The sequence below is a fragment of the Acidianus infernus genome (assembly GCF_009729545.1).
In the GTDB taxonomy this organism is placed as follows: domain Archaea; phylum Thermoproteota; class Thermoprotei_A; order Sulfolobales; family Sulfolobaceae; genus Acidianus; species Acidianus infernus.
This window is the reverse complement of sequence record NZ_WFIY01000004.1, coordinates 45,531-70,195: the sequence shown is the minus strand read 5'-3', so window position 1 is coordinate 70,195 and position 24,665 is coordinate 45,531. Positions and strand designations below refer to the sequence as shown.

Genomic DNA, 24,665 nt, shown 5'->3' with positions numbered 1-24,665 from the left:
AACCACTTTTTATTCTCCTAGATATATTTTTAATTGTATAAAAGTCACAATAATTGATATTATAAACGCAGACAAAACTTGGTCAACAGTATGGGCTTTAATTTTAACTCTTGCAATACCTATAATTATTGAAAACAAGTAAAAGAAAATGAACTTTATTCCTAGAATCATTGTTAATGCCGTAGAAATTGCCGTGATTGTGGCTACGTGAATGCTTATTTTATACTTGAGCGAGATGGATAATATTACTAATGTATTGACAATGTAAGCTATGCTGAGGTAAAAGAAGATAGGTGAGGAATTGAAATAATATAGGAATGCACTACCTAGTATATAACCTACTAGCACTATAATAATTACTTTTGCCCTTTCTTCTCTTCTGCTTACAAACAAATCGGAAATCTTTCCTAGTTTCCACATAACTAGTGTTATCAAGAAAGGTAGAATTGAAAAGAAGAAAATTATATCTGCAAAAGCTAGTAAACTTCTACATCTTGCCAGAAATATAATAAGGAAGCCTAGGAATGATGAAATAGACGGATGAAATATGATGGAAATTAATCTTTCCATCATATTAGTCCGCTGGTTAATATAATAAAACCTACTGTGTAAAGTAAGCCTACCGCCACATTCTTCATTATCCTTTTAGGGAATTTTACTGAGACTATTCTGAAAGTGATTAAACTCCATATAAATCCTAGAATACCACCTATTAAAGCCCAAGTATAATCTCCAGTCATTATCCAAGAACTTACAGTAAATATATCAACTTCTATTCCTTCAGCAGTTATTCCTAGACTTGCAGTTAAAAAGGCTCCTCTAGCTTCTGGATAATCTCTGAAAAAGAACAGCGTAGCCATTCCTATTAATAGAAAACCTAAGGACATCCTTATTATGTACTCACTAGTATCCGTAATTAACACTGGGAGAAAAATGTAAGTTAAGTAAATTAGAGAGAGGACTAGGAGCACTCCAGTTAAGGTTCCTAAATTCCCCATTTTTCTATTATTTGAAGACGCAATATAGGAAAAAAGAGACATTTCAAAGCCTTCAAAACTGCAAGGTATGAAAGAAGCTAAAAAGGCAACCTCGTCCATTTTTACCTCCTTAATGCGTTCTTATACCTCTTTAACGCTAATACTGAGGATATTAGAAAGCCTATAAGAGAGGAGTAAACGAAATAGTCGGTGACGAAACTGTACATACTGTTTGTGGAATAAACGTAACCGGAAATTCCAAGACCCACTAGCAGGGAAAGCAAAGCGTAGAGCGTAAGATTTCTCTTCTTAAACGATGCGAAGAGTAATGTAAAGCCTATTAAATCCAATGGTAGGAGGATTTGAATTGCTGGTTCTGGATAAACTGACGCATAGCTAGGCAAAGGATGAACTACAGCAATGTAACCGTAATGCACAGGATATTGTAAAGGTATAGGATAAGTCCAGTTATTTGGGCAAAGTATTATTGGAGGTCTAGCTCTCGAGAAATTGAATGCACATAATAATCCTTGAACGTCACTATTTTCTACGCATTTTGTTAACCAAGGTAAATGCCAATTATAATCAATAAATCCTAACAAGGTATACCCACTTAGCGTGTAATTATCTATCCATGCCTCTTTTGCATATGGCGAAATAATCAAAAGAGGAATTCTTTGACCAAGTCCATAATAATTTATTGCGGGAGGAACTACCTGGTCAAAATATCCTCCGCCTTCATCAAATGTTATGAAAATGACGGTAGAGTTCCACTCTGGGCTTCTCATTACCTCATTGATTATCTGAGAAATTTTTACAGCTCCGGCAGTTACATTATAAGGAGGATGCATGTCGTATTCATCGTCGTATCCGTTGATTAGCATAACCCAACTAACTGCAGGTAATGAATTATTTTGCAAATATTCTTGAAATGCGTTAAGTCCGTGGAAGTGATTCATGTAATTTTGTATTCCTATAAATGCTCCCATTGGCCAAGGAATACAACCAGAATAATCGTAAACGAAATAGCCCCAGCTTATGTTATTTTCACAGAGTTGATACATTATTGTTTCGTTAAATGGAATAACATTACAAGCGTCGTCACTATAAAAGCTTGGAGGAAATCCAGTCATGTAGGCAACTCTGTTAGGCTCTGTTAAACCAAGGACTGGAGAATAATAGTTATCAGCAAGAACGTATTCCTCAGCGTAATCCCACAATATTCCAACTTGCTGGTAAGAGAAATAAGCCATCGACTGTGGCCCAGAATAATAAACGAAGCCGTCGTAAGTGCCAAACCAGTAGTCTCCATGATATAAGCACCACCCTTCTCCTGGGTCTACTGTGTCCCAAGCGTTGGCATAATACGGATGACTACTACCTAAGAATGGTAACCATGGAACATTTGGAACGGAAATCCAGCAGAGTTCTCCGTTCTTACTACTTTCTAATTGTGTATAATTCTTATAAAGACCACAGGGCCACATTACTGAAAGAGTTATGTTATTAACTATTGGTGGCCAGCCAAAAGGATAAGTTCCAAACATATTATCAAAGGAGTGATTTTCCTCGATTATTATGATAACGTGTTTAATCGGAGTTAGAGTTGTTGAAGCATGAAAAGTGGGTAAAAGAAAGAAGATTGTTAAGAAAAAGGTTATGATGAGGGTTCTTTTCATTTTAGTATCCCACGTAGGGAATGCTCCTTCCGAAGCCGTAAATGTTTGCTAGAACTGCTAGGATTATAAGCCCTATCATGACTGCAAACATTGCGTAGTCGTATTTAGTAAAAGGCAAGTTTACTAACATTGTTCTACTTTCATAAGCCCTAAAACCTCTAGTATCTACTGAAATTGCAAGGTTCTTTGCTCCTCTAAGTAAGTAAACCATTGAGGGTATAATTGCCATTAATCCTGCGTAAAAGAAATAGAGAGGATATAACACTCTGGGTTTTCCGTATCCTAATCCTCTAATGAACTGCATTTTTACTGAAGTATCTAGGATTTCAAAAATTCTTGGTACAGTTTTTACGCCAACTAATATAGAGAAAGTTATAGCAAGGGGAACTTTCACTTTAGAGAACATTCTAAAGATGTCAGATGTCGTAGTAGTTAGTATAAGGAGTAATGAAGAGACTAAAACTGAAGTTATTCTGAACGATATTTGCGCTCCGTAAATTAGTGCTTGTAAAGTTAATTGAGGCTCATAGCCCATTATATTTACGAAATACGAAGGCCATACCCAGACTACAGTATAGCTTGATGTAGGGCAAGGGAATACCATTTGCAGTACTGAATTAGGCGTATAGGGTGCAATGCTCCACGTTGAGCCTATTATTGTAATAAAGACTAGGAGAGTAATGTAAGCAAACTTCTTTTTGCCGTCATTTAATGTCAAGTATAGGAACATTGTCACGAGAGTTAAGATAGCACCAATCCACCATATAGTTACCGCTGCTACTGACATTACTACTATTCCAAAAAATACCTTAGTTAATGGATTAAGCTTGTAAAGGAAAGTTTTCCCGCTTTCGTACCTTGTTATTTCCATTAATCCTTTTAATCCTAGTACCGTTAGGAGTAAACCTATAGGTAAAGCTACTCCGTAGAAGAATAGGAATAGACTAATAATATTCTGAGTAAAAGGATCTTCATAAAGAGAACTCCAGGGTACCAAGCTTGGTCACCACGTATTCAGTTGGAGGATAAATTCCTAGATCTTCCCTTAGAAAAGCCTCCTCTGGAGTTCCATTAAATACAATTTTACCTTCTTTCATTACCAACACTCTATCACAGAACTTATCAACAAACCTTGAATCGTGAGTTACTATGAGGAATGTGTAACCTTTTTCTCTTAAATTCTGGACTTCTCTTCCTAAGATCTCTCTGTGGTACCAATCTTGTCCACTAGTAGGTTCATCCATCAATAATATCTTAGCTCCAGAGGCAAGGATTGATGCCATTGCGACTCTCCTCCTTTGCCCCATTGATAATAAAAGAGGGTCATCGTGCCTTACTCTTTGTAAGGAAAACATTTGCAGGATATTGTTCAACTTCTCTTCAGAGAAGGTTTTCCTATTCTTCATCGCAAATGCTACTTCATCCTCAACTTTCCTCTTTACAAACATTATATCAAAGTTTTGAGGCAAATAGCCTATGTAACTTCCTCTTTCTGCAAGTCCCTTTTTACTTAAGTCCTTTCCTTCTACAACAAGTTTAACCTCAGCCTTTAATTTTCTATCTAGCATCCCCATTATTGCCTTAAGTAAAGTAGATTTTCCTGCACCGTTATTTCCCATTAATGCTACTATCTCTCCTTGTTTTATTGAAATTTCGGTATCTACAAGTGTCTTACCTTGTTTAGTCCAAACTTTAACTTTGGCATAAAGTACTTCTTTCTCACCTTTTCTCCTGGGAGGAGGAACGTATTTATATCCCTTCAGTAATTCTTTACTAAGGCTTTTTGCTCCTACTTTCTTTAAATAAAGATAATAATCTGGAATTTCCACTCCAGCAGAGGCTAATAAATCAGAACTTTCAATTAATTCCTCCTTTGGCACATCTAGAACTATTCTCCCCTTGTCTATTAGGACTACCCTATCAACGTAAGGTAGAACTCTCTCAAGCTTATGTTCAACTATTATTAAACTCCTCCTTTCTTGCCTAAAGTTTTTTATTAAAGAGAAGATCTCTGCAGTACCTTTTGGATCTATATTAGAGGTAGGCTCATCAAGTATTAATGCCCTAGGTCTCATTGCTAATATTGATGCTAAGGCTACTCTCTGCATTTCTCCCCCAGAAAGAGTGTTAGTGTCTCGATGTAACAAGTGAGAAATTCCAGTAAGCTTTGACGCTTCATATACTCTTTCTATTATTTCCTCTTTAGGTAGCATGAAATTTTCCGGACCAAAGGCTATCTCGTCTATTACGGTATAATTAAAAATTTGAGTTTCAGGGTCTTGAAGGAGTGTTCCTACAAGCTTAGCAGTCTCATAAATGGGCTGTTTTCTAGGATCTTTACCGTAAACTGAAATTTCTCCAGTTTCTTGAGCATTTATCATATTTGGAATAACTCCGTTTATAGCATTTACTAGCGTCGATTTTCCTGAGCCAGATTTCCCAACAATTAGTACCGACTCTCCATCTTCTATTTCAAATTCATCTATTACTAGAGAAGGCTTACCTCTACCTAGGTAAGTAACTTGAAAATCTTTAATTTCAACGAACTTCACGATCCCACCGCTCTAGCTACTATTATTGCTATAATAGCTCCAATTATCCCAGCTAATGCATCTCCTGGCATATAAGCGTAAATATGATAGTAGATGTAGCCCCAATTAACTATTTTAGCCTCAATAAATGGTCTGAAGAAGCCGTCGTAAAAAACTGGATCTGGAAAAGCCCAAAGTATTCCAATTATTGCGCCTTCTATTGCTCCAACTATAAAAGTTAATTTAGTAATTAAAGTAGACCTAGTTGGAGTATCTTTCTCCTCTTCCTCAGCTGACTGCATTGTGTCCTTTGAGATATTCTGTGTAGGCGGTTTTGTTGTAGCAAAGTTTGGCAATCCGAATATTCTTCCACCGGTTGCAGCTATCATTAAATCTACAAATAGCCCGTAGGTAAATGTTTCGTAAATAAAGTACATTGGTTCTCCTCCAAAACCGTAGTGAAATATGTCGCTCAAAACGTCAAAAATAAACAACGTGAGCATTCCTACTCCAACTTTTCTTACTAGTGCAGCAACAATGAATACTATTATAATCCTTCCCCAGAATCCAACACTTACGAAAGGATTTGACGGAATAAATCTGTCTAAAAAACCTGCAATATAGAATTCCCAAGCTACAGCAAATGCTGAGCCTATTCCTATGTATATTAAATCTAAGGTGTTAAATGCTTTTAACCCTCCGCTCCTTTTACCTAAAAGAAACGCAATGGCTAACGCGACTAGGAAATATAATAGAACGAGTTCCCAAGGTATTTCTCCTGGCTCATTTACTGCTCCTGCTATACCATTAAATCCCATAATTCCTCATGTCTACTTTGAATAATGATTAAAAAGGATTTCTTTTATAGTTAGGGTAAAAAATATAGATCTATATAGTTCCAAAAATACATCTTTTTAATGTAATACCACTACAGCGTACGATTATCTGAAAACTTTTAAAGCTGGTACTAAAGTTCACTTTAATAATCTTATAGCCCTATATATTCCAAGTTTTTCTGCCAATTCTGCTACTCTTCCTTTAACAAATTTACCTAGTAAATCTCCAAAATAATCGTTACCTATTCTAACTATAATCGCATATTGACGGTATGAGAACTTTCTTTCAAATCCTATTGCATTAAGCATTGCAGTTCTTCCAGCCTGTACTGCAACTTGTGCAGACATGGGTATGAATTCCTTAGTTGTAGAACAATCACCTGCACCGTAAACATCTTCTTGATCTACAGATTGTAAATATTCATTAACAACCATCCTATCATTTATAGTAGTTAGCCCTACCTCTTTAAGAATCGAAGGTCCTTTGAACCCTATTGAAGATACTATTAAATCTCCTCTTATTTTTTGATCTTCCGCATAGACAGTGTTTTCTTCTATCCTCTCAACCTTAGTGTTCAACAGCACATTAACTCCCATCTCTCTTAATTTCTTTTCAGCGTAGGCAGAAGATTCTTGAGACATGAAATTTAATAGCCTACTTTGTCCCTCAATTAGGTAAACTTCCTTTCCCATTTCTCTTGCTAAGGATGCCAATTCTACTCCTAAGTTTCCTCCTCCTATTATAACTACAGTTTTAGCTCTTAGCAATCCTTCCCTAATTCTTAAAGCGTCCTCTATGTTTTCGAACTTTACTGCACCTTCAATAAGTTTCTGCGAATAACCTAAGGATATAATTAATTTATCATACGCTATTTCTCCTGCAGTAGTTATTACTACTTTTTTTCTAAAATCAATTGACTTAACAGTAGCTTTGAGAACTTTAGGATATGGAATTTTTGCAATGCTAGGATCGCCAGTTTTTACCACATCAATGAGCTTGTGAGTTAGTATGAAGTAATCTTTATTATCTATCATTATAGAATCGTGAGTTTTTAATGCAGATAATCCTGCAAATCCTCCACCTAAAATAACAATCCTCATATGTTTATATTACATTTGAAGTTTTTAAGTTGATATTCTCAAATATATATCTCTCGTTAAAGTTTGAAAAACTAGAAAGGAATAAATACCTTCATCCTATTTTACTTTATGCAAGAATTTACGGCTAATTTGCATTCTAGAGCAAAAAATTCCTAGAGGCTGCGGTTTATAACATGAAAGGAGGATATTATGACATCTCGGCAATATTAGGGCAGTGTATTTAGTTCTAGTTGCTAAGCTTCCTGGAGTAGAAATTCCATGGTATCTTGATTTTGCTGGATTATTTAGGCTTTTGAAAAAGAAGCTGAAAATAGATGTCGAGAGTGAATTTTCGGAATTACTTGACGCAATTAGAATTCATGACTGTTATTCTACTCCTATTGAGATTAACGAAGTTGAAATTAAAGAGTTAAATGAGAAAGTTAAAGATCTCTTCGTAAAACTTAATGTAACTTAAGGAACTTTATGGCGTTTATATTATTAATTTCCTTATCCATTAAATAGCAAGTTATTCTACCTTCCTTTGTAGTGTCAATAACTGGTGCAACAAGAAATACCTCAACATTATATTTATCAGCAACGTTTAATGTATCTAAAATTACTGATGGCGTAGTTGGTGTAAATATTATCGCATAACCTTCGTACTTCTTCATTTTTAGTAAATTAATTTCTGGTTCTTTTTCATCTATTTTCCTTCCGCCGTAGATCTCCACTACAGACTTTACTAAGTCTCTTCCTGCTATTATGACCGTCTTTTCCTTAGTGGTTTCTAGTTCGTCTTTTATTTCCTTTACTTGTACTCTAGGTATTTTAGTTGGCATAGTGTAAGGATTTTTAACAATGAAATAATCCTTAGAATAAAGTAGTGATGTGGCAAAAGCATAAGCAGGACTATCAACGTAAGTATAAATTTGATCAAAATCCTTAATGATGGAGAAATCAAAGGCTCTATACTCTTCTCCAGACTTTATAATAACCTTTTTATCAAATTTTAGGGCAGGAAAATCTTTACCATAAGTTATCAAAACTTTCATAATTAATCATCTTTTTTAAATCCTTAAAAATTTTAGAAGAATTCCGTTAGGTCGTAAATTTCCTTAATGGTTTGATTTATTGTATCTATAACGAAAAGTTCGTTAACTCCTATCCCCTCATTAAGGATTAAGTTACCATATTTTTCACCTTTTATTGAATGTATAAACGAAGAGAATAGGATTTCTCCTTCTTGTAAAGGTCTCTCCAAGTGGATGTTAGTTATTGGGTTTCTTATATGCTCTTCTTCCTTAAATACAACTGAAGGCAAAGGATTCTCGGAGAAAGCAACTCCTACAAGTTCTCCCTTATGAATCATTCTTGTTTCTTTAAGAGCAAATTCCACGCTTTTAACCTTATTAGGGAAGAACCTTTTCTTCCTCTGAGTGTAAAGATATTGCTGAGAATTTTTCGGCATGGAAAGCGAAGTGTAAGCTCTCATTGTTGCTATGCTTCTGTTTACGTTTCTTATTACTCCGAATACGTTTTTATCATACGTTTTTATTTCTTTTTGTATTGTCCATTTTATTGCATTTTCTAGGAATTTTACTATTTCTTCTTCCTTGTAAAGGGCTGATGTTATTATTTTATCTACCACGTTTATCTTATACTCTTGAAAGGTTGTTAGTATCATGTTTAGTTTGTCTACTGCTTTTTCTTTTAGTATGTCTTCTTTGTTTATTACCACGAATGTTGGTAGTTTAAAAGCTGAGATCATTTTTGCGTGGTTTTCTGCATCTTTTTGTGTTGTTTTGTCGTCTGCGAAGTATATTACCGCGTCTGAGATTCTTAGTCCGTTTATCTGTTTGTCAAATAGGTCAAACTGCCCTCCTATGTCTTGTAGGGAGAAAGTGACGTAGCCTTTTGCGAAGCCGTCTTTGTATGGTGAGTCTATTATTACTCTTTCGTATTTTTCTCCTGTGAATTTTAGGTAAGATATTGTTCTGAATGGTAGGAATTTTCCTTGGTAGTATGCCATTATTTTTTGTGCCGTATAAATTGTTCTTTCTTCTATTTTTTCTTGTGGTGAAACATAGAGGAGGAATTGGTAGTAATCTTCTGGTTTTCCGTTTATTTCTGCGTCGAATTTTGCGTTTTTTACTGCTTCTTCTTGGTGTTCTAGGAAGTAATTGTTCTTTAGTAGGAATTTTGCGAATGAGGTTGTTTTACCAGTGTCTCCGTTGCCAAGTAATGAAATTAAATACATAACGAATACTCCAATGTTTGCCTTTTATTACTTACTATCTTTTTAACGCGATTACAGAATACATTTATATTATTATATTCCATTCATTTTTTTATGAAGAAGATTATCATCAACATTGAGGGAAGCGTCAACTCTGGTAAATCAACTCTCTTAGGATATTTACTTTGGAAATATTCAACCAACAAGGACTACATAGCTCAAAAGACCAGATTATTCCAAATATATAATAAACAGTATAAAGTCCCAGTGCAAGAATATTTGGCAAACCTTATACAAATAACCAGCGACGAAACAATTAGACAAATGACTTCCAAATCTCACGCAGTTAATATAACAATAGGAGACCTCCAATTAATAGCAATAGATATAGGAGGTCATAATAGGTACACTTATCAGGCTCACCTTTCAACAGTTGAGAGCGATACAACGCTTTTCGCAATTCCGGTTGATGAAATAAAGGAGAAGGCTTATCTTAAGAATACGATGCTTACTCACTTAATTACTACTTACCTAGTTAGAAAAGCCTTTGGCAGAACGCCAGAATTCCATGTCATAATAACTAAGATAGACATGGAAAAGGATTATGATAAATACGTTAGTCAAGTTAAGAGCGACCTTGATAGGATAGGCAAAATCCTAGGAATGACTGACGCAAGGTTTTACTACTACACTTCTTCCATAATAGTTAAAGGAATAAATGATATTCAAGCTGAAGGTCAATACGAGGAACTATTAAAGAACCTTGAAAGCACTGTTCAAACTAGAATAAACTCATCAAAGACAGTCTTTCACGCCAGAGACGTAATGAACCCTACTGAGAATATTAAAGTATTAGCCGGTAGAGTAATGTCGGGAAAGATACAGAAGAACGACGTGTTAAATACTCCTTACGGTGAGCAAAAAGTAATACAGATTGAGGAATTCGGACAAAAGATTTACGCTGCAGACCCAACGTCTTATATCGCAATAAGGTTTGAAAGGGATAACTTTCCCTTAAACTTCAAGGGTGGAGAAGTTTTAGGCAATTTTGAATACTTTAGCAATGGCGAAATAACTCTCCTAGACCTTAGGGATACCATGAAGAGAATACAGGAGGAGTTTGAATTAAAGGATGAGCAGTATTATAATCCTCCATCTAAAATACAGAAAGGAACTAAGTTTTACACTACAATTAACGGTTATAGGACTGCACTAAAGGTTGAAGACGTAATTTCCGAGGAAAGCAAGAAATTAAGACTGAAGGTAAAAATAGAGGATAGAGTTGATAAGATATCTGTCTTCGGAGAAATAAGGAACACTGGAATAACTTATGAGGAGAATAACAAAATCTGGGGAGCATTCATTTTATGAGAGAAGAGGCGAAAAGCAGTTTCAACAAGCCTTAGAAGATCTTGACACTTTTTCTACAGGCCACAGCTCAAAAATCTGCAGAAAAAGCGTTAGAAGCTTTACTCATTAATTTTGGTAAGACAAATAAGAACTCATGATTTAGACGAAATTTTGGATGAAATTCAAAGAGAATCTGGGATAAGAGGAGACGAAATTAGACAAGATGTTAACAATTCACTATTGCGAGGTATTCGGACTAACTTCTCCGAAATCTAGAAATTTGAATACTCTCTTGATTTGTCAGTTTTTATCATATAGATCTGTATTATTTTTAAATTAATTAGCCAGCTCCAGCTGATGATATGGATATTTTAAGTTCCCTTGTTCTTAAGACTGACTTCCTCCTGGAAGTGTTCCCTCCCAAGGTGTTCATAGTTCCCACCATCGATTCGAGTGGCTCAGAGCATTGGAAGAGTGAGGGACTTTCATTCACCTAGTCCCTTATTGCTGTTTGCTCATACTTGAGCTGTGGAGGAGCGTCATTAACGTCTTGGGCCATCCATCCCCTTTCCGCCCCCTTAACCCCCATCTCTGTAAGGTCCAATAAACATGGTGATAATAATTATGCGCTAAAGAAAAGATCGATATTACGTTTACAAGTTAGAGAATGTGATGTGAAAGAGCATTATGTCGATCCTTTAGCTGACGTAGTTTAAACTTATGAGAAAGTGTAGGATACCCCCTACTGGAGGTATCCCGCAAATGTAAGCCCCCGGCAGGACTCGAACCTGCGACAACCGGCTCTGCAGGCCGGTGGTCTACCTTGCTGGCCTACGGGGGCATTTCCAAGTAATTAATAAATGATGTTATCCTTAAAAAATTTTCAGCGGTTCTTAGCTCAGTATCTCTTACACAACCTAAAGAAGCAAGTTAAGTAACCTATCAATAGTGACGTTGAGATTAAAGCTACTTCGAATGCCCCTAACATTATATGGCTAAACAAGTTGTTATTTGTCAAAAGGAAAGTTATTCCGGAGCTTCCTGCTAGTACTATAGATGAAAAGCTTACCATTGACGCTATTTTAGGAAATTCTAGACCAGTACTAAAAGAAAGTTTTAGCAGTACTATCGCTAACAAAAATGAAATTAGTGCTAATGAAATGTGAAGATAAAGTAAACTTTCAGCTAGAATTCCAAAATTGATAAACGACTTTGCAAAACCTAGACTAAAAGTTGATATGAGGGCAATTAAATCAACGAAAGAGTACTTGAAAAGAGTATTTATGGTATTCATAATTAAAAGTAGATTTCTAAAAATATAAATCTTACAAGTTATTGAATATGTATACTTCTACATAGAAATTTTCGGTCTGAACTTTTCTTTTTCTTTTTATAAGTTAGTATACCTCTTTTTAATAAAAAGATTAATGTCGTTACACTGGTCAAGTTACTCATATATAACTTTGTTACCCATCCCTTCCTATGGCTCTCATAACCGCAAAACCGGGAGACCTGGGAGAAAAGGCAATAATCGTAGGTAATCTCCAAAGAATGAGAACTGTAAGTAGCTTACTAGAAGATTCAAAGTTAGTAAGCGAGTTTGCAGGATACTATACTTACGTAGGCAAATACAAGGGAGAAAAAGTAAGCGTAGTATTTCACGGCATAGGAATACCGTCATTAACACTAGTAACCCACGACCTCTACAATTTAGGAGTTAAGGAAATTATAAGATTTGGTTCTGCTACAGGGTTAAAAGACGTAAAGCCAGGAGAAGTAGTAGTTCCAATAGGTTACTCTTATAACTTAGGAGGAACTTTCTACCAGTACTTAAATGGAGAGTTTACAGCTTATGCACTAACTCCCGATTACGAACTACTAAACAAGGTAGTAAATAACTTAAAAGCAAAGCAGCTAAAGGTAAGAGTAGGCAACGTATTTACAAGTGATGCGCTATTTACTCATAGTAAGGAATTTCTCGACAAGTTATCATCAAGGAACCACATAGCTGTTGAACTAGAAGGTGCAGGACTTTACTTCCTATCCAACCTCCTAGGGTTTAAAGCAGTATCGGTTCATCTGATTTACAGAAACGCCAATGGAGAGAGCATGCCAGCAGAGGATATAAATAAGACAGAGAAAATTATAGCGGAAGCGTTATTAGAAAGTCTATAATTTTTTAACCATGATTCCCATCTGGCTTCTTATAATTATAGGAATAGCAGTTGGCGCTCTAACTGGAATTACCGGTTCTAGCGGAGTTTTAATAGTAGTCCCAGCTTTGTCCTACTTGGGCTTATCCTTTCAAGACGCTATAGGAAGCAGCTTATTAGTCGACGTTATAACTACACTTTCTGTAATTTTTGTATATTTTATGCACGGGAATGTTGATCTTAAAATTTCACTTATTTTAGGCTTAGGAGCAGTAATAGGCGCACAAGTAGGTTCAGCAATAGCTTTCGCTGTGCCGGATAGAGCTCTAGAATCAGTATTTGTAGTATTTACAGCTTACATGGCTTATGTTTCCTTCAAAAGGTCTAGAAATCCTAAGTTAAATATAAAAAGGCTAAATTTAAGGACGGCCTCTTACGTTATAGCTCCAATGTTAGCTTTCTTAATTGGCATAGTTACTGGCACTTTAGGAGCTAGTGGCGGAATAATGTTCATTGCTGTAATGATGTTGCTCTTTTCTATAGACGTTAAGAGGATGATAGGTACGGCTACTTTGGCTATGTTATTTTCAGCAATAAGTGGTGCAGCAGCTTACGCAATTTCTGGTAGATCTGATATAATAGCCTCAGTAATAATAGGCTTAACTGCGCTAGTTTCTGGATATTATTTTGCTAAATTGGCGAACAAAATGAGACCTTCTTATATTTACATATTCCTTGGTAGTGTATTCGTAGTAACTTCAATAAGCGAACTATTTAAAGTGATTTAGATTTTTTATCCCTTTTATGCTCTATATTCTACTATTCATAAGATATTCTAAATTTCTGGAATAATATATAGTATTCTAGTAATGCATTAAGATATAGACGAATTTTTAAATCATTTAAACTTTTTATAGATTATGGCAAAGGCTAGAGACCTAGGAACAGAATCGGATCAAAAATTAAGTAAGTCATTAAGTAGAATGGAATTATTTTACATTGGCTTAGGAGGAATAATAGGTTCAGGTTGGTTATTTGCCACATTATATGCTGCGGAGGATGCAGGAGGAGCTTCAATACTGTCTTGGATAATAGGAGGTGTTCTAATTTCATTTATTGCTTTAGCCTATGCCGAAATAAGTTCTGCAATACCCAAGAGCGGAGGAATAGCTAGATATCCTCATTATACTCATGGAGGTTTAGTAGGATTTATCATGACTTGGGCATACTTAATATCAACTTCAATATCTGCAGCGGCAGAAGCTACAGCGTCTGTAACCTACCTATCATCGCTAGTTCCGTCTCTTGCTTGTAAGGGAGTTTTAACACCTCTAGGAATAGGAATAGACTACGTGTTCCTAGTAGCTTTCTTCTTCATAAACTACTTTGGAGTAAAGTTCCTTGGTAGAGTATCTCACGGAGTTGGGTGGTGGAAGTTATTGATTCCTTCCGCAACTATCGTTATCCTTTTAGTCTTCTATTTTCATCCAACAAACTTCACTGTAGACTTCATACCTTCCTCATCTTATACCTGCCACGGTTATGGAGGATTTTCTGCAGTTCTATTCGCAATACCGAATGCTGGAATACTATTCTCTTACCTAGGCTTTAGGCAACCAATTGATTACTCTGGAGAAGCCAAGAATCCTAAAAAGAACTTGCCTTTTGCTGTTATAGGTTCTCTTCTGGTAGGTATAATAATTTACGTACTTTTGCAGGTAGCTTTCATAGGAGGTTTAAATTGGTCTACTATAGGAGTAACTCCCGGAGATTGGAAGGCTTTAGCTTCAACTTCTCTCTCAAATGGTCCTTTCTTCTGCCTATTTAGAGAATCAAAGGTATTCGGCTTAGTATTCCTAATATTCTATATTTGGTCCATAATTCTATTATTGGACGCAGTTGTGTCTCCAAGCGGTACAGGATGGATATATATGGGAACTGCTTCAAGGACTATTTACGCATTTTCAGCTAACGGATATTTGCCGGAGATCTTTCTAAAGATAGGCAAAACTAAAGTGCCAACGCCCTCTTTAATCCTTACCTTAATAATAGGTTCAATATTCCTCTTACCTTTCCCAGCATGGGTTACATTAACCTCTATATTATCCTCTGCCTCAGTATTTACTTACATGATGGGCGGAATTGGAATGGAGACGTTGAGAAAACTAGCTCCAGATTTATGCAGACCTTACGTTGCTCCTGCAGGTAAAATATTAGCTCCATTAGCTACGCTTTCAGCAGGTCTTTTAGTTTACTGGTCAGGGTTCCACATTCTATTTTATGTAGTTACAGCAATCTTTGTTGGATTACCTTTGTTTTTCAGTTATTATGCTCACAAAATCTTAGAGGTTAAGAAAAAAGTCGCAATAAGTCTAGGTATTGCTGACGTTATCTTAATACCTCTTACTTCTTACTTTTACCTAGTTCAAAGCGACTATCTTGTGGAAAATAACCTTATAGCATTCATTATTTACATAATTTCAATGGCGATTATAGTTTCTAGCAATATTGTTGCAGTATATATGTCATCTCCTGCGGAAGGTAAGGAGGAAATTAGAGCAGGAATTTGGCTAATATCTTTCATCTTTGCAATGATATTGTTATCTTATCTAGGTGGCTTCGGACCTGCTAAGCTAATTCCCTTCCCAGAGGACACAATAGTCATAGGGATAGTTACATTAATTTTCCACTATCTGGCAGTAAAAAGCGGAATAAAAACAAAGGCTTTAGAAGAGTTGGAAAGAGGAGTTTCAGTTTCTTAAAATGTAGTAGATCTGAAGACATTTAGTTACGTTCTCATATAAATAATGGCAAGTTAAGTTAAGATAAGTAAAGAAAGTATAAGTATAACCTTTTTTCAAGCTGTTGCAGAAAACTATAGGAAACTCTATACTTACAGTAAAATTGTGCGTCCCAGCAGGAAGAGAGCGGTCTATGTAAATTTCTCCTAAATTCTCTGCAACGAACCTGGATAAGTTGTCGTTTGCCAATTGAATATACCTTATGAAATTGACGGTGGAGTTTACTGGAGTCGAGACTAAAAAAGTGACGTTAGCAGTACCGTTAAAATAGGTAAGATGAATTACTTTAACGTAACTTACTATGTGAATTGGAGATACGCAGTAAAATGTTATGTAGACCTTATTTTGTGAAATATTTCCGCAAATTAAACCTTTTATTCCGATAGTAGAGTAGTATGCATAGGAAGGCAAAAGAGGAGCAGATACGTTAATTATCTCTTCTTTGACCAAGGTTGATGGCCCAACTAAGATAGTTTGATTTGTTTGTACTATATTTATTTTACCTCCGTTTATTGTTATGGGATAAGGAGTTGTATTATTTAGAAGCAACGAAATTATTATCTTTCCATTGCACAAGTAAACTGAAACAACTCTTGCAGAAGGCGGAGTTAACTTTTCGTGAGAAATCCTTATTACGTGTGCAGAATATATTATTAGTACTAAAGACGAGAGAATAAGTAAAAAAGTAAGTATAAAAAATATTTTTTCTTGATCCATTTTATCACGGCAATGGAGGTAAAGGTATAGGACCTACGCTATTAAGTGGGGGGAAGGCATATTGCACTAGCACTAATTACGTTATATCCTAAGTAAACTGTTATTGTCCCTAGGTCTGTTCCACTACTGGGTAATGGATTATTTGGCTCAACTAGTAGTGAAACGCAATATGAATCTCCGTTAGTTAATGAAATAGCTGTAGTACATTTATATGGAGCTCCGTTGCTAATTATCTTGAATTCTCCTATTGTTTTTCCAGTACTAGCACATTGTATTATTAGCCATGCGCATTTAATATATGTTCCAGTAGTTGTACTAATGTTGGTAACAAATAAGTAACCTGGTTTACATGCCTTTATAGTGAGGAAATGATGGAAGTAACTATAAGTTGAGTTTGTTATATAGATCGTTGAAGAGAAACAATAACCGAAATTGCCCCCAGCGTTACCTACAGTAGTAGTTATATATCCTGTTTCGTCTCCATTAGGTCCTACCTTAAGTTCTATTGGCATTGTAGTTGTATAAACTGTTATTGATCCATGATAGTAGTAAATAACGTCTGCCGCAACCACTGGGATTAATGCGCTTAAAAATATAAGAGTTAATAATACTTTCTTGTTTATTCTCGTCATTCTGGTCATTCTTTACATGCTTTTTTGTCTATATAAAATTTTCTAGTAATAGAGACAGTAACTTTTAAGTACTCTCGATTTTTAAGTTTGTCTTTGAAACCCTAAAAATATAAACATTTGTTTATGTTTTCTCGTAGTTTTACGATAGGCGTATCGTTCTTACTTTCTCTATTTTTATCAATTTTTATTAGTTAACTTAATCTTTATAAGTATTCTTCCTTTTCTATCCTAGTTTCGTTTATTTCAATATTTTGTAAAATAATTTTTATAACTTCTAGTAATGAAATTTCTTTCAATTCACCATTATCTATCTTGTAAGCTTTATTTCCTTGAATGAAGATAACAGAGGTATTAAACCTTCTAGGGAAGAAAGCCTCTTTTATTTTCCTATTATCCTTTAATATCTTTAAGTGTGGGGCCGATATAACCCCCTCTTCAATGCTATATGGAACATTTAATTCCGTGAAAAGTCTAACTATTCCTCTTTCTATTTCATTATATCTTAAATCATGAAGAACTTTTTCTAGTAATGTTAATTTACTTATTGGAATCCATCTAGCCCTTGTAACAGAGTTCAACGAGCTTATTGCTGCGGAAGCTATTAAAATAAAGAATGGTAAATTGAAAGAAAATACTTTAGGGAAGTATATTAGGAATGCTCCATTATATGTAGGAAGTACAGAATAGTCGTAATAAAATAGGTATCTCTCATCGTAAATATACGACGAAATGAACATAGAAATTGAAAGTAAGATGAGGATTGTTGACAAGTAAAGAGAGTACCTATTTTTCCTCCATGCAAGTGGTACTATTGCAGATAATAATGCATAAATAACTCCTGCAATAGGTAAGGGCAAGAATACTGTTGAGGAGTAATCGTAAAATCTTATGTTAAATCCAAAAAGTTCTAACTCCTGAGAATAAATAGAACTATTCACCTCAAAGACGGGATAGAAGAGGAGTGATATTATGAAAGCTGAGACGACAGCAGTATAAACAACAACTTCTATTCTCACGTGATAACATTTTCTTAAAGAAAAAATAAAATTTGCTAGATAATGAACTTGATTACACTATTTTCTTGAGGATAATAAACATAGAGGAAATTTCCGTCATAAATTAGGAATTCTCCTTCACTGCCAGGCATGAACTTTATTTTATTTCCGCTTCCCTTTACAGTAAGTAAATGTATCTGTGACTTTATCCTTTCTTTCTCTGACCAGCTTATTGCTTTCCTTACTTTCATTTGTATACCTATACTGGAGGGATTTTCAATGATCTTTTGGAAATCTACTTCTTCCATATGATAATTTACTTGGAAATTTTATATAAATTTTTATAGACGTAATACCTACAAAGTTCCTTAAACTAATAAGGGCATGCAGGATCTTCCTCTAATGGATCTCCGTAAACTGCATAAGCTCTTGCCCTACTGCCTCCGCATACGTTCACGTACTTACAACTTCCGCATTTGCCTTTTAATTTTCCTTCTTTTATAAGTTTCAGTATATGGGATTCTCTATATATTTTAACTATACTGTCTTTCCTTACATTACCTAAGGATAATGGAAGGAACCCACTTGGGTAAATCTCACCGTCATAGGAGATAAAAATTACTCCTGAGCCATCTCTTGTGGGCACTATTGACTTATCAACGTCTTCTTTAGGCGGTTTTCCTAGTAATTTCCTCAATTCTTCAATTAGTTCATTATTCTCAAAGCCCTCAGGGTACTCTAACTTAGCCCTCCTAAAGAAAGGTCCCTCTACTGTCCTTACTATTATGTTGTATTTACTTACCTCTAGCAAGAAGTTGATTACTTTCTTATAGTTCTCTTTAGGAATATCTAGTTCTACAGATCCCCTGCCTACTGGAATTAGGAAGAATATTTCCCAAACTTTAACTCCTAAGTCGTGAAGGATTTTTGCTATTTGCGGTAATTCAGGATAACTTCCTTTCCAGATTAGAGTATTTACTTGCACGGTCAATCCTTGTTTTAATCCTTCTTTTATCCCGTTAATTGCGTATTTATAACTAGTTAAACCTCTCAGCCAATCGTGAGTTTCTGGCTTAGCACCGTCAAGGCTTATTGACATGTAAGTAACTCCTACTTCTTTAATTTTCCTTATATTATCTTCATTTAATTTGTAAGAAGGTGCAGGAGCTATGGAGGTTATTAATCCTAATTGCTTAGCATAGTCCATTAGCTCAAATATATCGCTTCTACTTAGCGGGTCTCCTCCAGTGAATACTACAACTACTTTACCGAAAGTTGATATTTCCTCCAATAACTTTTTGCCTTCTGCAGTAGTTAATTCTCCTGGCAAAGGATTCTGTATAGCGTTTGCCCTGCAGTGCTTACAAGCTAAAGGGCAGGCTTTAGTTACCTCCCAGAATACTAAATGTGGAGCTCTCTCAAAGGACATAACGGATCATCTCCGTAAATGCTTCCATCCCAGTAGTAGGCTCTGCTTCTATCTCCCCCTTTACAATATTCCTTATATTCGCAAGTACCGCATTTCTCTCCTTTTAAATAATTCTCAGTACTGACGAAAATATCAGGAATATTTTTAAGAATTTCCTTTAACGGTTTCTCTTTAATGTTACCCAGCTTTACGAAGTCTATAAATTGGCAAGGGAATACGTCACCATTAGGATAAATTGAGATCATTTTCCTACCACAGCCTCCAGTAGATTTAACGAAGTCCAGCAATTTTTTATCATTTAAATATTTGGCAATATAAATCCCGTCAAAAGTACCTAATGTCGTTTCTATTTCAATTTTACCTCTCAATTCCTTGGCATAATGAATTATTTTATCAATGAAAATCTTATATTCCTCTGGAGTATACATCCAATCTTTCAGTTCTTTCCCTCTACCGCTTGCGGAAAGATGATAGAACGTTATCCTTGAGACTCCAAGCTTTACCGCTAGCTCGATATAATTATCTACGTCCAAAATATTTTCCTTAGTTAACGTGAACCTTAAACCTACATTTAGCCCAGCATTTAATGCGTTCTTTATTCCTTTTATTGCCATGTTGAACGCTCCTTGAACTCCCCTAAATTTGTCATGGAATTCTGGAGAGTAACTATCGAGGCTTATTCCCACGTACACAAAGCCTAAATCCTTCAATTTTCTCGCTACACTTTCGCTTATTAACGTTCCGTTAGTAGATAACGAGAGTTTTATTCCCTTATTAGTGGCGTAAGACGCAATTGTAAAGAAGTCCCTCCTCATCAGCGGTTCTCCACCGCTCATTATAATCATCGGTATCCCTATTTCTGCCATTTGATCTACGAGGTTTAACGCCTCTTCAGTGCTCAAGCCGTCTGGAGCGTTTGGAGAAGCATTAATATAGCAGTGGAGGCAACGTAAATTGCATTTATAAGTCAAATTCCAGGTTACTATTGGCCTAAAAACCTCACTGAATTTACTTGGAGAATCCCTGCCGTAACGCCCTTTAATCTTAAAGGAAACCGTCCCAGTATCTGTAACCATTACGCTTACTGGAATCATGAAGACTTCTTGGATTTTTAGCATTTAAATCTGACAAAGTAAGATTATTAATTTTTTCGTTATTACCGTTAATGAAGCACTTTGTGCAGTTAGCTAATACCAGATAAAGATATGAACTGCTTTGCGTAATTTTTCTTCATGGAAAAGAAGCCCTTCATAATAGGTATGATTCATCTTCCTCCTCTCCCTGGCTCTCCTAATAACAAAATGAGTCTTGACGAGATAGTTAATTACGCAATAACTGAGGCCCAAAAGTTGCAAGAAGCAGGAGTAGACGGTGTTATAGTTGAGAATTTGGGCGATTACCCATTTTTTAAAGACAATATTCCACCAATTACAATAGCTTCAATGAGTATCATAGTTAGAGAAGTTAGAAAGAACTTCTATTTCGACGCTGTGGGTGTCAACGTGTTAAGAAATGGTTGTATAGACGCTTTTTCCATTGCCCACGTCACTGGTTCTCAGTTTATAAGATGTAATGTACTAATAGGAGCTTACGTAACGGATCAAGGAATAATAGAAGGTAAGGCTGCAGAACTCCTGAGGTTAAAAAAGTTCTTAAATTCTAACGTAATGGTATTTGCAGATATTCACGTTAAACATGCATACCCTTTATATAATTTACCGATAGAGTTGGCAGCTCAGGATTTAGCTGAGAGAGGAGGAGCTGACGCAGTAATAGTTTCTGGTCCTAGGAGTTCAATTCCACCTTCTGCGGACACTGTTAAGAAAGTGAAAGCTTCGGTCAATTTACCCGTAATTGTAGGTAGCGGAATTTCTCTCGAGAACTTTAAGGAATTCTGTAAAATTGCTGATGGTTTAATAATAGGTGAAAAGGACTTTAAGGAAGGAGGAGCTATAGGCGGTCCTAGTAAGAAGGAGGCTTATGAATATTTAGTAAAAGAATGTAGGCAAAAGTAATTTTAATACATCACAACGTAAAAGCTAAGTAGTCAACTTAATGGCGTGATATGAGAACTACAATTGACTTTTTCACAAATAATAAGCTAAGAATTAGATAAATTCCTTACATTTCTAGTTTTCTAATGAGATGTATTGAGTTAGCAATTAACCATACCTATATGATATTCCACCTTCAGGAAACCTAAATTTAATAGCCCCGAATGGACATATTACTAATGCCCCACCACATTCTAAGCACCTTTCATAATGTACGGCAATTCTTCCGTCCGGCAAAGCTTCGTAAGTACCTGCCGGGCATGATACCGTACACGGCTTATCCTTACAATTAATACAGATGTCAGTATTAACTTCTATATGTGGCTTTTTATCCACATTATAAGTATTTAATCCTAGCCTCTTCAAAAGAGGAACTATTTTATTGCCTTCCATAAATCCCTCACCGTCTGGCTTAGCGGGATTCCTTTCTCCTTTAATCTATATATGAAGTCATTAATTAACGTATTCCTATTCTCCTCAACTGTAAACATATCAGATAATACATTGCATAGAATCTCTGGGTAAGTTGAAAGAGTTAAAGGAGAATTAATCAGCTCAAAACGATTATAAGCCAACTCAAGGTGCTTAAGCACGAAGCTATCCTTAAGCATTTCATAATAAACCTCGGTGTTTGAGAAATTCCTACTCTCTACGATCTTTTTTGCTGCAAGTCCCGCAATCATTCCAGAGCCTATTGCTAAATCCATTCCCCTTATTGTAAAGCCGTCATTAATTAGAAATCCTGCAGAGTCTCCTACTGCAATCAAATTTTTATCATATAATGGTGGCAAGTTCTTAAAACCGTAGTAAGGAATAGCGTGGGCTGAATATTCTAAAATCTCCCCTTCAATTCCTATCCTTTCCCTAAACGCTTCAACTAAATCTTTCGCAGGAAATTCAGATTTAGGAAGGGAATCGAAAGTTACTGCCATGCCTACAGACAACGTATCCTTATTAGTATAAACAAAGCCTCCGCCTTTAACACCTTTTATTGCCCCTACTATTGTCCTAACTTCTCCTTCATTTTCCGGCAAATTAACGTCTGTCTTTATTATCTCTTTCACTCCTAGCATCCACTTATCTGGAGTAAATTTTCTCAGTCCTAATAGTCTAAATACTATGGAGGTAACTCCGGAGGCATCAATTATAAGTGGTGCCTTAAGTGTGCCTCTATTTGTTTCTAAAGTTATCCCTTCGCCTTCCCTATAGGCATTTAAAACAAGAGTGGAGTAAGATATTAGTAAGCCTAAATTCTCTGCCTCAGAAGCTAACCACCTATCGAACTTTGACCTTAATACTGAAAAGCTGTTTTTCTTATCTTTTTCCTCAAAAGAGAATGTAATTTTCCTATTTTTATCACAAAATATTTCAAAAGTCTCCTTCGTTATAGGTCTTTCTAAAGGTGCTCTCTCTAGTGCATCTGGAATCAACATTTTTAATGCATGAATATACATTCTTCCTCCTGAAACGTTCTTTGCACCGCTATATTCTCCTCTTTCTAAGAGAATTACATTAAGCCCTTCCATTACTGCAGTTATCCCCGCAGATAAACCGGAGAGTCCTCCGCCAACTATAATTACGTCTGCATCAAAGCTCACTTATTTTTCACCTTTTCACTCATTATTTTACAAAATTCTATAGCGTCACCGACGATAGTGTAGTCTGCATTTTCAGCTATAGGCGCGTTCTTATCTTTATTCACTGCTACTATAATCTTAGCGTCCTTAATGCCAGCCAAATGTTGAGGTTGGCCGGAAATTCCTAGTGCAATGTATAATTTGGGCTTTACCTTATTTCCAGAAAGACCTATTTGCCTATCTTCTGGTAACCAGCCAAGTTCTGCAGTTACTGGTCTACTACCTCCTAATGCTGCACCTAAAGCGTTAGCTAGATCTTCTGCATATTTCACGTTTTCCTTTGAGCCTATTCCTCTTCCAACTGAAACTATTATCTCGGCAGTCGACAAGTTTACTCCTTGCTCTCCCTTGCTCTTCTCTTCCAGAATTTTTACTCTACCTTCTTTTACCTCCAACTTATTAATCTTGATTTTCTCTTTCTCCTTTACTTGTACTTCTTTTCTTCCTATTATAATAACTGCTGGGTAAGAAAATTCTATCTCCGCTATCCCCATACCGCTGTAAACTACTCTCTTAGCCTTATTTCCTTCAAGATCCATAACTTCTGGAATTATAGGTACTTTGAGCAAACCCGCTACGTAGCCTGCAATAGTTTTATCCCTCTTAGAATTCCCTACTAAAACTACGTCAGGTTTTAACGATGTAATGAAGTTGCTTATAAATTCCTCATCTATCTTATCAACTAAATATAATTCGTCGGCGTATTTTACTTCTCTTGTAGTTATACCTATAATATATTCTTTAGGAAAATAGCTAGCCCCAGCTTTTATTATTTCCGGATCCTCAGAATATATTACTACCTTCATAGTACACCCTCACCCCTTAAGTATGATAATAATTTATCAACTGCCTCCTCCATTTTACCTTCTATTATAATCTTTTTCCTCTGAATAACATAAGGAGAAATACTAACTATCTTAACTTTTGGAGTTTTATTAAAGGTCAAGCTCCTCACAGGTTTCTTTGCTGACTCTAAAATTTGTCTAACAGTTGGTATTCTAGGAGTGTTTATTTCGCCAACAACTGAAATTACGGCAGGCATGGGGGCTTCTACAATTTCAGTAAGCGTTGTTAAATTCCTCTCTACTTTAACCTTATCTCCTTCAATTGAAATCGATTTTGCGTAAGACACAATAGGGTAATTTAATATTGCCGCCAAATACGAAGGTAGAACGCCTCCGCTACTGTCAGTAGTGCTTTCTCCTGCTAATATTATATTAGGCTTTATTTGGTTAACTTCTTCTGCAATAGCCTCAGCTGTAGTCATGACGTCCATTTCTTTCATGTCAATAGAAATAACCTCGTCAAGGCCCATTGCTAAAGCTTCCCTTATAGTTTTCCTATCCGTAATCCCTGCCGTAATGCCGTAAGCTTTTCCTCCATGTTTCTCTTTTATTCTTATAGCCTCCTCTATGGCGTTCTTATCGTAAGTGCTTATTTTATTTGGAACGTTTAGGTCAAGCGAGTTTCCGCTTATCTTTATTAAAGTGTCATCAGGAACTATTTTAAATAATGCTATAATATTCATAAACTATAATTGTTAAAAATCGTTTAA

General features: G+C 35.7%; 26 protein-coding genes and 1 tRNA gene. 6 read left to right on the top strand and 21 right to left on the bottom strand.

Translation table 11 applies throughout. The features are described 5' to 3' along the window. Positions 1-9: 9 nt before the first annotated feature. From D1867_RS00460 to D1867_RS00430, 7 genes are all read right to left on the bottom strand, one after another. A complete protein-coding gene (locus D1867_RS00460; RefSeq protein ID WP_155862341.1) occupies positions 10-570 on the bottom strand; it encodes a hypothetical protein in 561 nt (186 codons plus the stop codon). Next, on the bottom strand, positions 570-1,097 hold the full coding sequence (locus D1867_RS00455; protein WP_155862340.1) for a hypothetical protein: 528 nt from the start codon (positions 1,095-1,097) through the stop codon (positions 570-572). The genes D1867_RS00460 and D1867_RS00455 overlap by 1 nt, the downstream gene beginning before the upstream one ends. Before the next feature lie 2 nt (positions 1,098-1,099). Beyond that, a complete protein-coding gene (locus D1867_RS00450; protein ID WP_155862339.1) occupies positions 1,100-2,656 on the bottom strand; it encodes a phospholipase C in 1,557 nt (518 codons plus the stop codon). A gap of 1 nt (position 2,657) precedes the next feature. Then, positions 2,658-3,653 carry an energy-coupling factor transporter transmembrane component T family protein gene (locus tag D1867_RS00445; protein ID WP_155862338.1) on the bottom strand — a complete coding sequence of 332 codons (996 nt, stop codon included), beginning with the start codon at positions 3,651-3,653 and terminating at the stop codon, positions 2,658-2,660. After that, positions 3,628-5,208: an ABC transporter ATP-binding protein gene (locus D1867_RS00440; RefSeq protein WP_338077898.1), complete on the bottom strand. Its 1,581-nt coding sequence runs from the start codon at positions 5,206-5,208 to the stop codon at positions 3,628-3,630. The genes D1867_RS00445 and D1867_RS00440 overlap by 26 nt, the downstream gene beginning before the upstream one ends. Next, the gene (locus tag D1867_RS00435; protein WP_155862337.1) at positions 5,205-6,005 is read right to left on the bottom strand and encodes a hypothetical protein; all 801 of its coding nucleotides are present in this window, start codon (positions 6,003-6,005) and stop codon (positions 5,205-5,207) included. The genes D1867_RS00440 and D1867_RS00435 overlap by 4 nt, the downstream gene beginning before the upstream one ends. Positions 6,006-6,161: 156 nt before the next feature. Continuing rightward, positions 6,162-7,124, bottom strand: coding sequence for an NAD(P)/FAD-dependent oxidoreductase (locus D1867_RS00430; RefSeq protein WP_155862336.1), 963 nt, complete (start codon positions 7,122-7,124; stop codon positions 6,162-6,164). Positions 7,125-7,338: 214 nt separating this feature from the next. On the opposite strand from D1867_RS00430, the gene D1867_RS00425 reads away from it, so the two are divergent. Further along, positions 7,339-7,581, top strand: coding sequence for a hypothetical protein (locus D1867_RS00425; RefSeq protein ID WP_155862335.1), 243 nt, complete (start codon positions 7,339-7,341; stop codon positions 7,579-7,581). Here D1867_RS00425 and D1867_RS00420 read toward each other — a convergent pair. After that, positions 7,568-8,158: a hypothetical protein gene (locus D1867_RS00420; RefSeq protein WP_155862334.1), complete on the bottom strand. Its 591-nt coding sequence runs from the start codon at positions 8,156-8,158 to the stop codon at positions 7,568-7,570. The two genes, D1867_RS00425 and D1867_RS00420, sit on opposite strands and share 14 nt — an antisense overlap. Before the next feature lie 32 nt (positions 8,159-8,190). Next, positions 8,191-9,363 (bottom strand): GTP-binding protein, encoded by a 1,173-nt coding sequence (locus D1867_RS00415; protein WP_155862333.1) that lies wholly within the window; start codon positions 9,361-9,363, stop codon positions 8,191-8,193. 93 nt (positions 9,364-9,456) lie between these two features. On the opposite strand from D1867_RS00415, the gene D1867_RS00410 reads away from it, so the two are divergent. Next, positions 9,457-10,713: a GTP-binding protein gene (locus D1867_RS00410; protein WP_155862332.1), complete on the top strand. Its 1,257-nt coding sequence runs from the start codon at positions 9,457-9,459 to the stop codon at positions 10,711-10,713. A gap of 746 nt (positions 10,714-11,459) precedes the next feature. Here the strand turns inward: D1867_RS00410 and D1867_RS00405 are convergent. Both D1867_RS00405 and D1867_RS00400 read right to left on the bottom strand, forming a co-directional pair. Beyond that, positions 11,460-11,533 (bottom strand) — tRNA-Cys (locus tag D1867_RS00405). Positions 11,534-11,590: 57 nt separating this feature from the next. After that, complete coding sequence (locus tag D1867_RS00400) at positions 11,591-11,986, bottom strand: hypothetical protein (RefSeq protein ID WP_155862331.1); 396 nt, start codon at positions 11,984-11,986, stop codon at positions 11,591-11,593. A 188-nt stretch (positions 11,987-12,174) separates the two neighbouring features. Between D1867_RS00400 and D1867_RS00395 the strand changes: the two genes are divergently transcribed. The 3 genes from D1867_RS00395 to D1867_RS00385 all read left to right on the top strand — a co-directional run bounded on the left by D1867_RS00395 (position 12,175) and on the right by D1867_RS00385 (position 15,607). Then, positions 12,175-12,867: a phosphorylase family protein gene (locus D1867_RS00395; RefSeq protein WP_155862330.1), complete on the top strand. Its 693-nt coding sequence runs from the start codon at positions 12,175-12,177 to the stop codon at positions 12,865-12,867. 10 nt (positions 12,868-12,877) lie between these two features. Continuing rightward, positions 12,878-13,633 carry a sulfite exporter TauE/SafE family protein gene (locus D1867_RS00390; protein WP_155862329.1) on the top strand — a complete coding sequence of 252 codons (756 nt, stop codon included), beginning with the start codon at positions 12,878-12,880 and terminating at the stop codon, positions 13,631-13,633. A 132-nt stretch (positions 13,634-13,765) separates the two neighbouring features. Continuing rightward, a complete protein-coding gene (locus tag D1867_RS00385; RefSeq protein ID WP_155862328.1) occupies positions 13,766-15,607 on the top strand; it encodes an APC family permease in 1,842 nt (613 codons plus the stop codon). On the opposite strand, the gene D1867_RS00380 is transcribed toward D1867_RS00385, so the two are convergent. The 6 genes from D1867_RS00380 to D1867_RS00355 all read right to left on the bottom strand — a co-directional run bounded on the left by D1867_RS00380 (position 15,596) and on the right by D1867_RS00355 (position 20,513). Further along, positions 15,596-16,363 (bottom strand): hypothetical protein, encoded by a 768-nt coding sequence (locus D1867_RS00380; RefSeq protein WP_155862327.1) that lies wholly within the window; start codon positions 16,361-16,363, stop codon positions 15,596-15,598. The genes D1867_RS00385 and D1867_RS00380 overlap by 12 nt on opposite strands. A 41-nt stretch (positions 16,364-16,404) precedes the next feature. Further along, a complete protein-coding gene (locus D1867_RS00375) occupies positions 16,405-17,004 on the bottom strand; it encodes a hypothetical protein (protein ID WP_155862326.1) in 600 nt (199 codons plus the stop codon). A gap of 194 nt (positions 17,005-17,198) precedes the next feature. Beyond that, entirely contained in the window at positions 17,199-18,011 is an 813-nt protein-coding gene (locus tag D1867_RS00370) for a hypothetical protein (protein ID WP_155862325.1), read from the bottom strand. A 35-nt stretch (positions 18,012-18,046) separates the two neighbouring features. After that, positions 18,047-18,298, bottom strand: a complete 252-nt coding sequence (locus D1867_RS00365) for a hypothetical protein (protein WP_155862324.1) — start codon at positions 18,296-18,298, stop codon at positions 18,047-18,049. 65 nt (positions 18,299-18,363) lie between these two features. Then, positions 18,364-19,419, bottom strand: a complete 1,056-nt coding sequence (locus D1867_RS00360) for a TIGR04053 family radical SAM/SPASM domain-containing protein (protein ID WP_155862323.1) — start codon at positions 19,417-19,419, stop codon at positions 18,364-18,366. Next, complete coding sequence (locus D1867_RS00355; RefSeq protein ID WP_155864354.1) at positions 19,392-20,513, bottom strand: radical SAM/SPASM domain-containing protein; 1,122 nt, start codon at positions 20,511-20,513, stop codon at positions 19,392-19,394. The genes D1867_RS00360 and D1867_RS00355 overlap by 28 nt, the downstream gene beginning before the upstream one ends. Positions 20,514-20,651: 138 nt before the next feature. Between D1867_RS00355 and D1867_RS00350 the strand changes: the two genes are divergently transcribed. Further along, positions 20,652-21,434 carry a BtpA family protein gene (locus D1867_RS00350; RefSeq protein ID WP_155862322.1) on the top strand — a complete coding sequence of 261 codons (783 nt, stop codon included), beginning with the start codon at positions 20,652-20,654 and terminating at the stop codon, positions 21,432-21,434. Between the two features lie 147 nt (positions 21,435-21,581). Here the strand turns inward: D1867_RS00350 and D1867_RS00345 are convergent, their stop codons facing one another. Genes D1867_RS00345 through D1867_RS00330 form a run of 4 tightly spaced genes read right to left on the bottom strand, consistent with a single transcriptional unit; the run spans position 21,582 to position 24,638 of the window. After that, on the bottom strand, positions 21,582-21,851 hold the full coding sequence (locus tag D1867_RS00345) for a ferredoxin family protein (protein WP_338078065.1): 270 nt from the start codon (positions 21,849-21,851) through the stop codon (positions 21,582-21,584). Further along, entirely contained in the window at positions 21,848-23,071 is a 1,224-nt protein-coding gene (locus tag D1867_RS00340) for an FAD-dependent oxidoreductase (protein ID WP_338077894.1), read from the bottom strand. The genes D1867_RS00345 and D1867_RS00340 overlap by 4 nt, the downstream gene beginning before the upstream one ends. After that, positions 23,068-23,916, bottom strand: a complete 849-nt coding sequence (locus D1867_RS00335) for an electron transfer flavoprotein subunit alpha/FixB family protein (RefSeq protein ID WP_155862320.1) — start codon at positions 23,914-23,916, stop codon at positions 23,068-23,070. Before D1867_RS00335 ends, D1867_RS00340 begins: the two co-directional genes overlap by 4 nt. Then, entirely contained in the window at positions 23,913-24,638 is a 726-nt protein-coding gene (locus tag D1867_RS00330; protein ID WP_155862319.1) for an electron transfer flavoprotein subunit beta/FixA family protein, read from the bottom strand. The genes D1867_RS00335 and D1867_RS00330 overlap by 4 nt, the downstream gene beginning before the upstream one ends. Between the last annotated feature and the right edge of the window lie 27 nt (positions 24,639-24,665).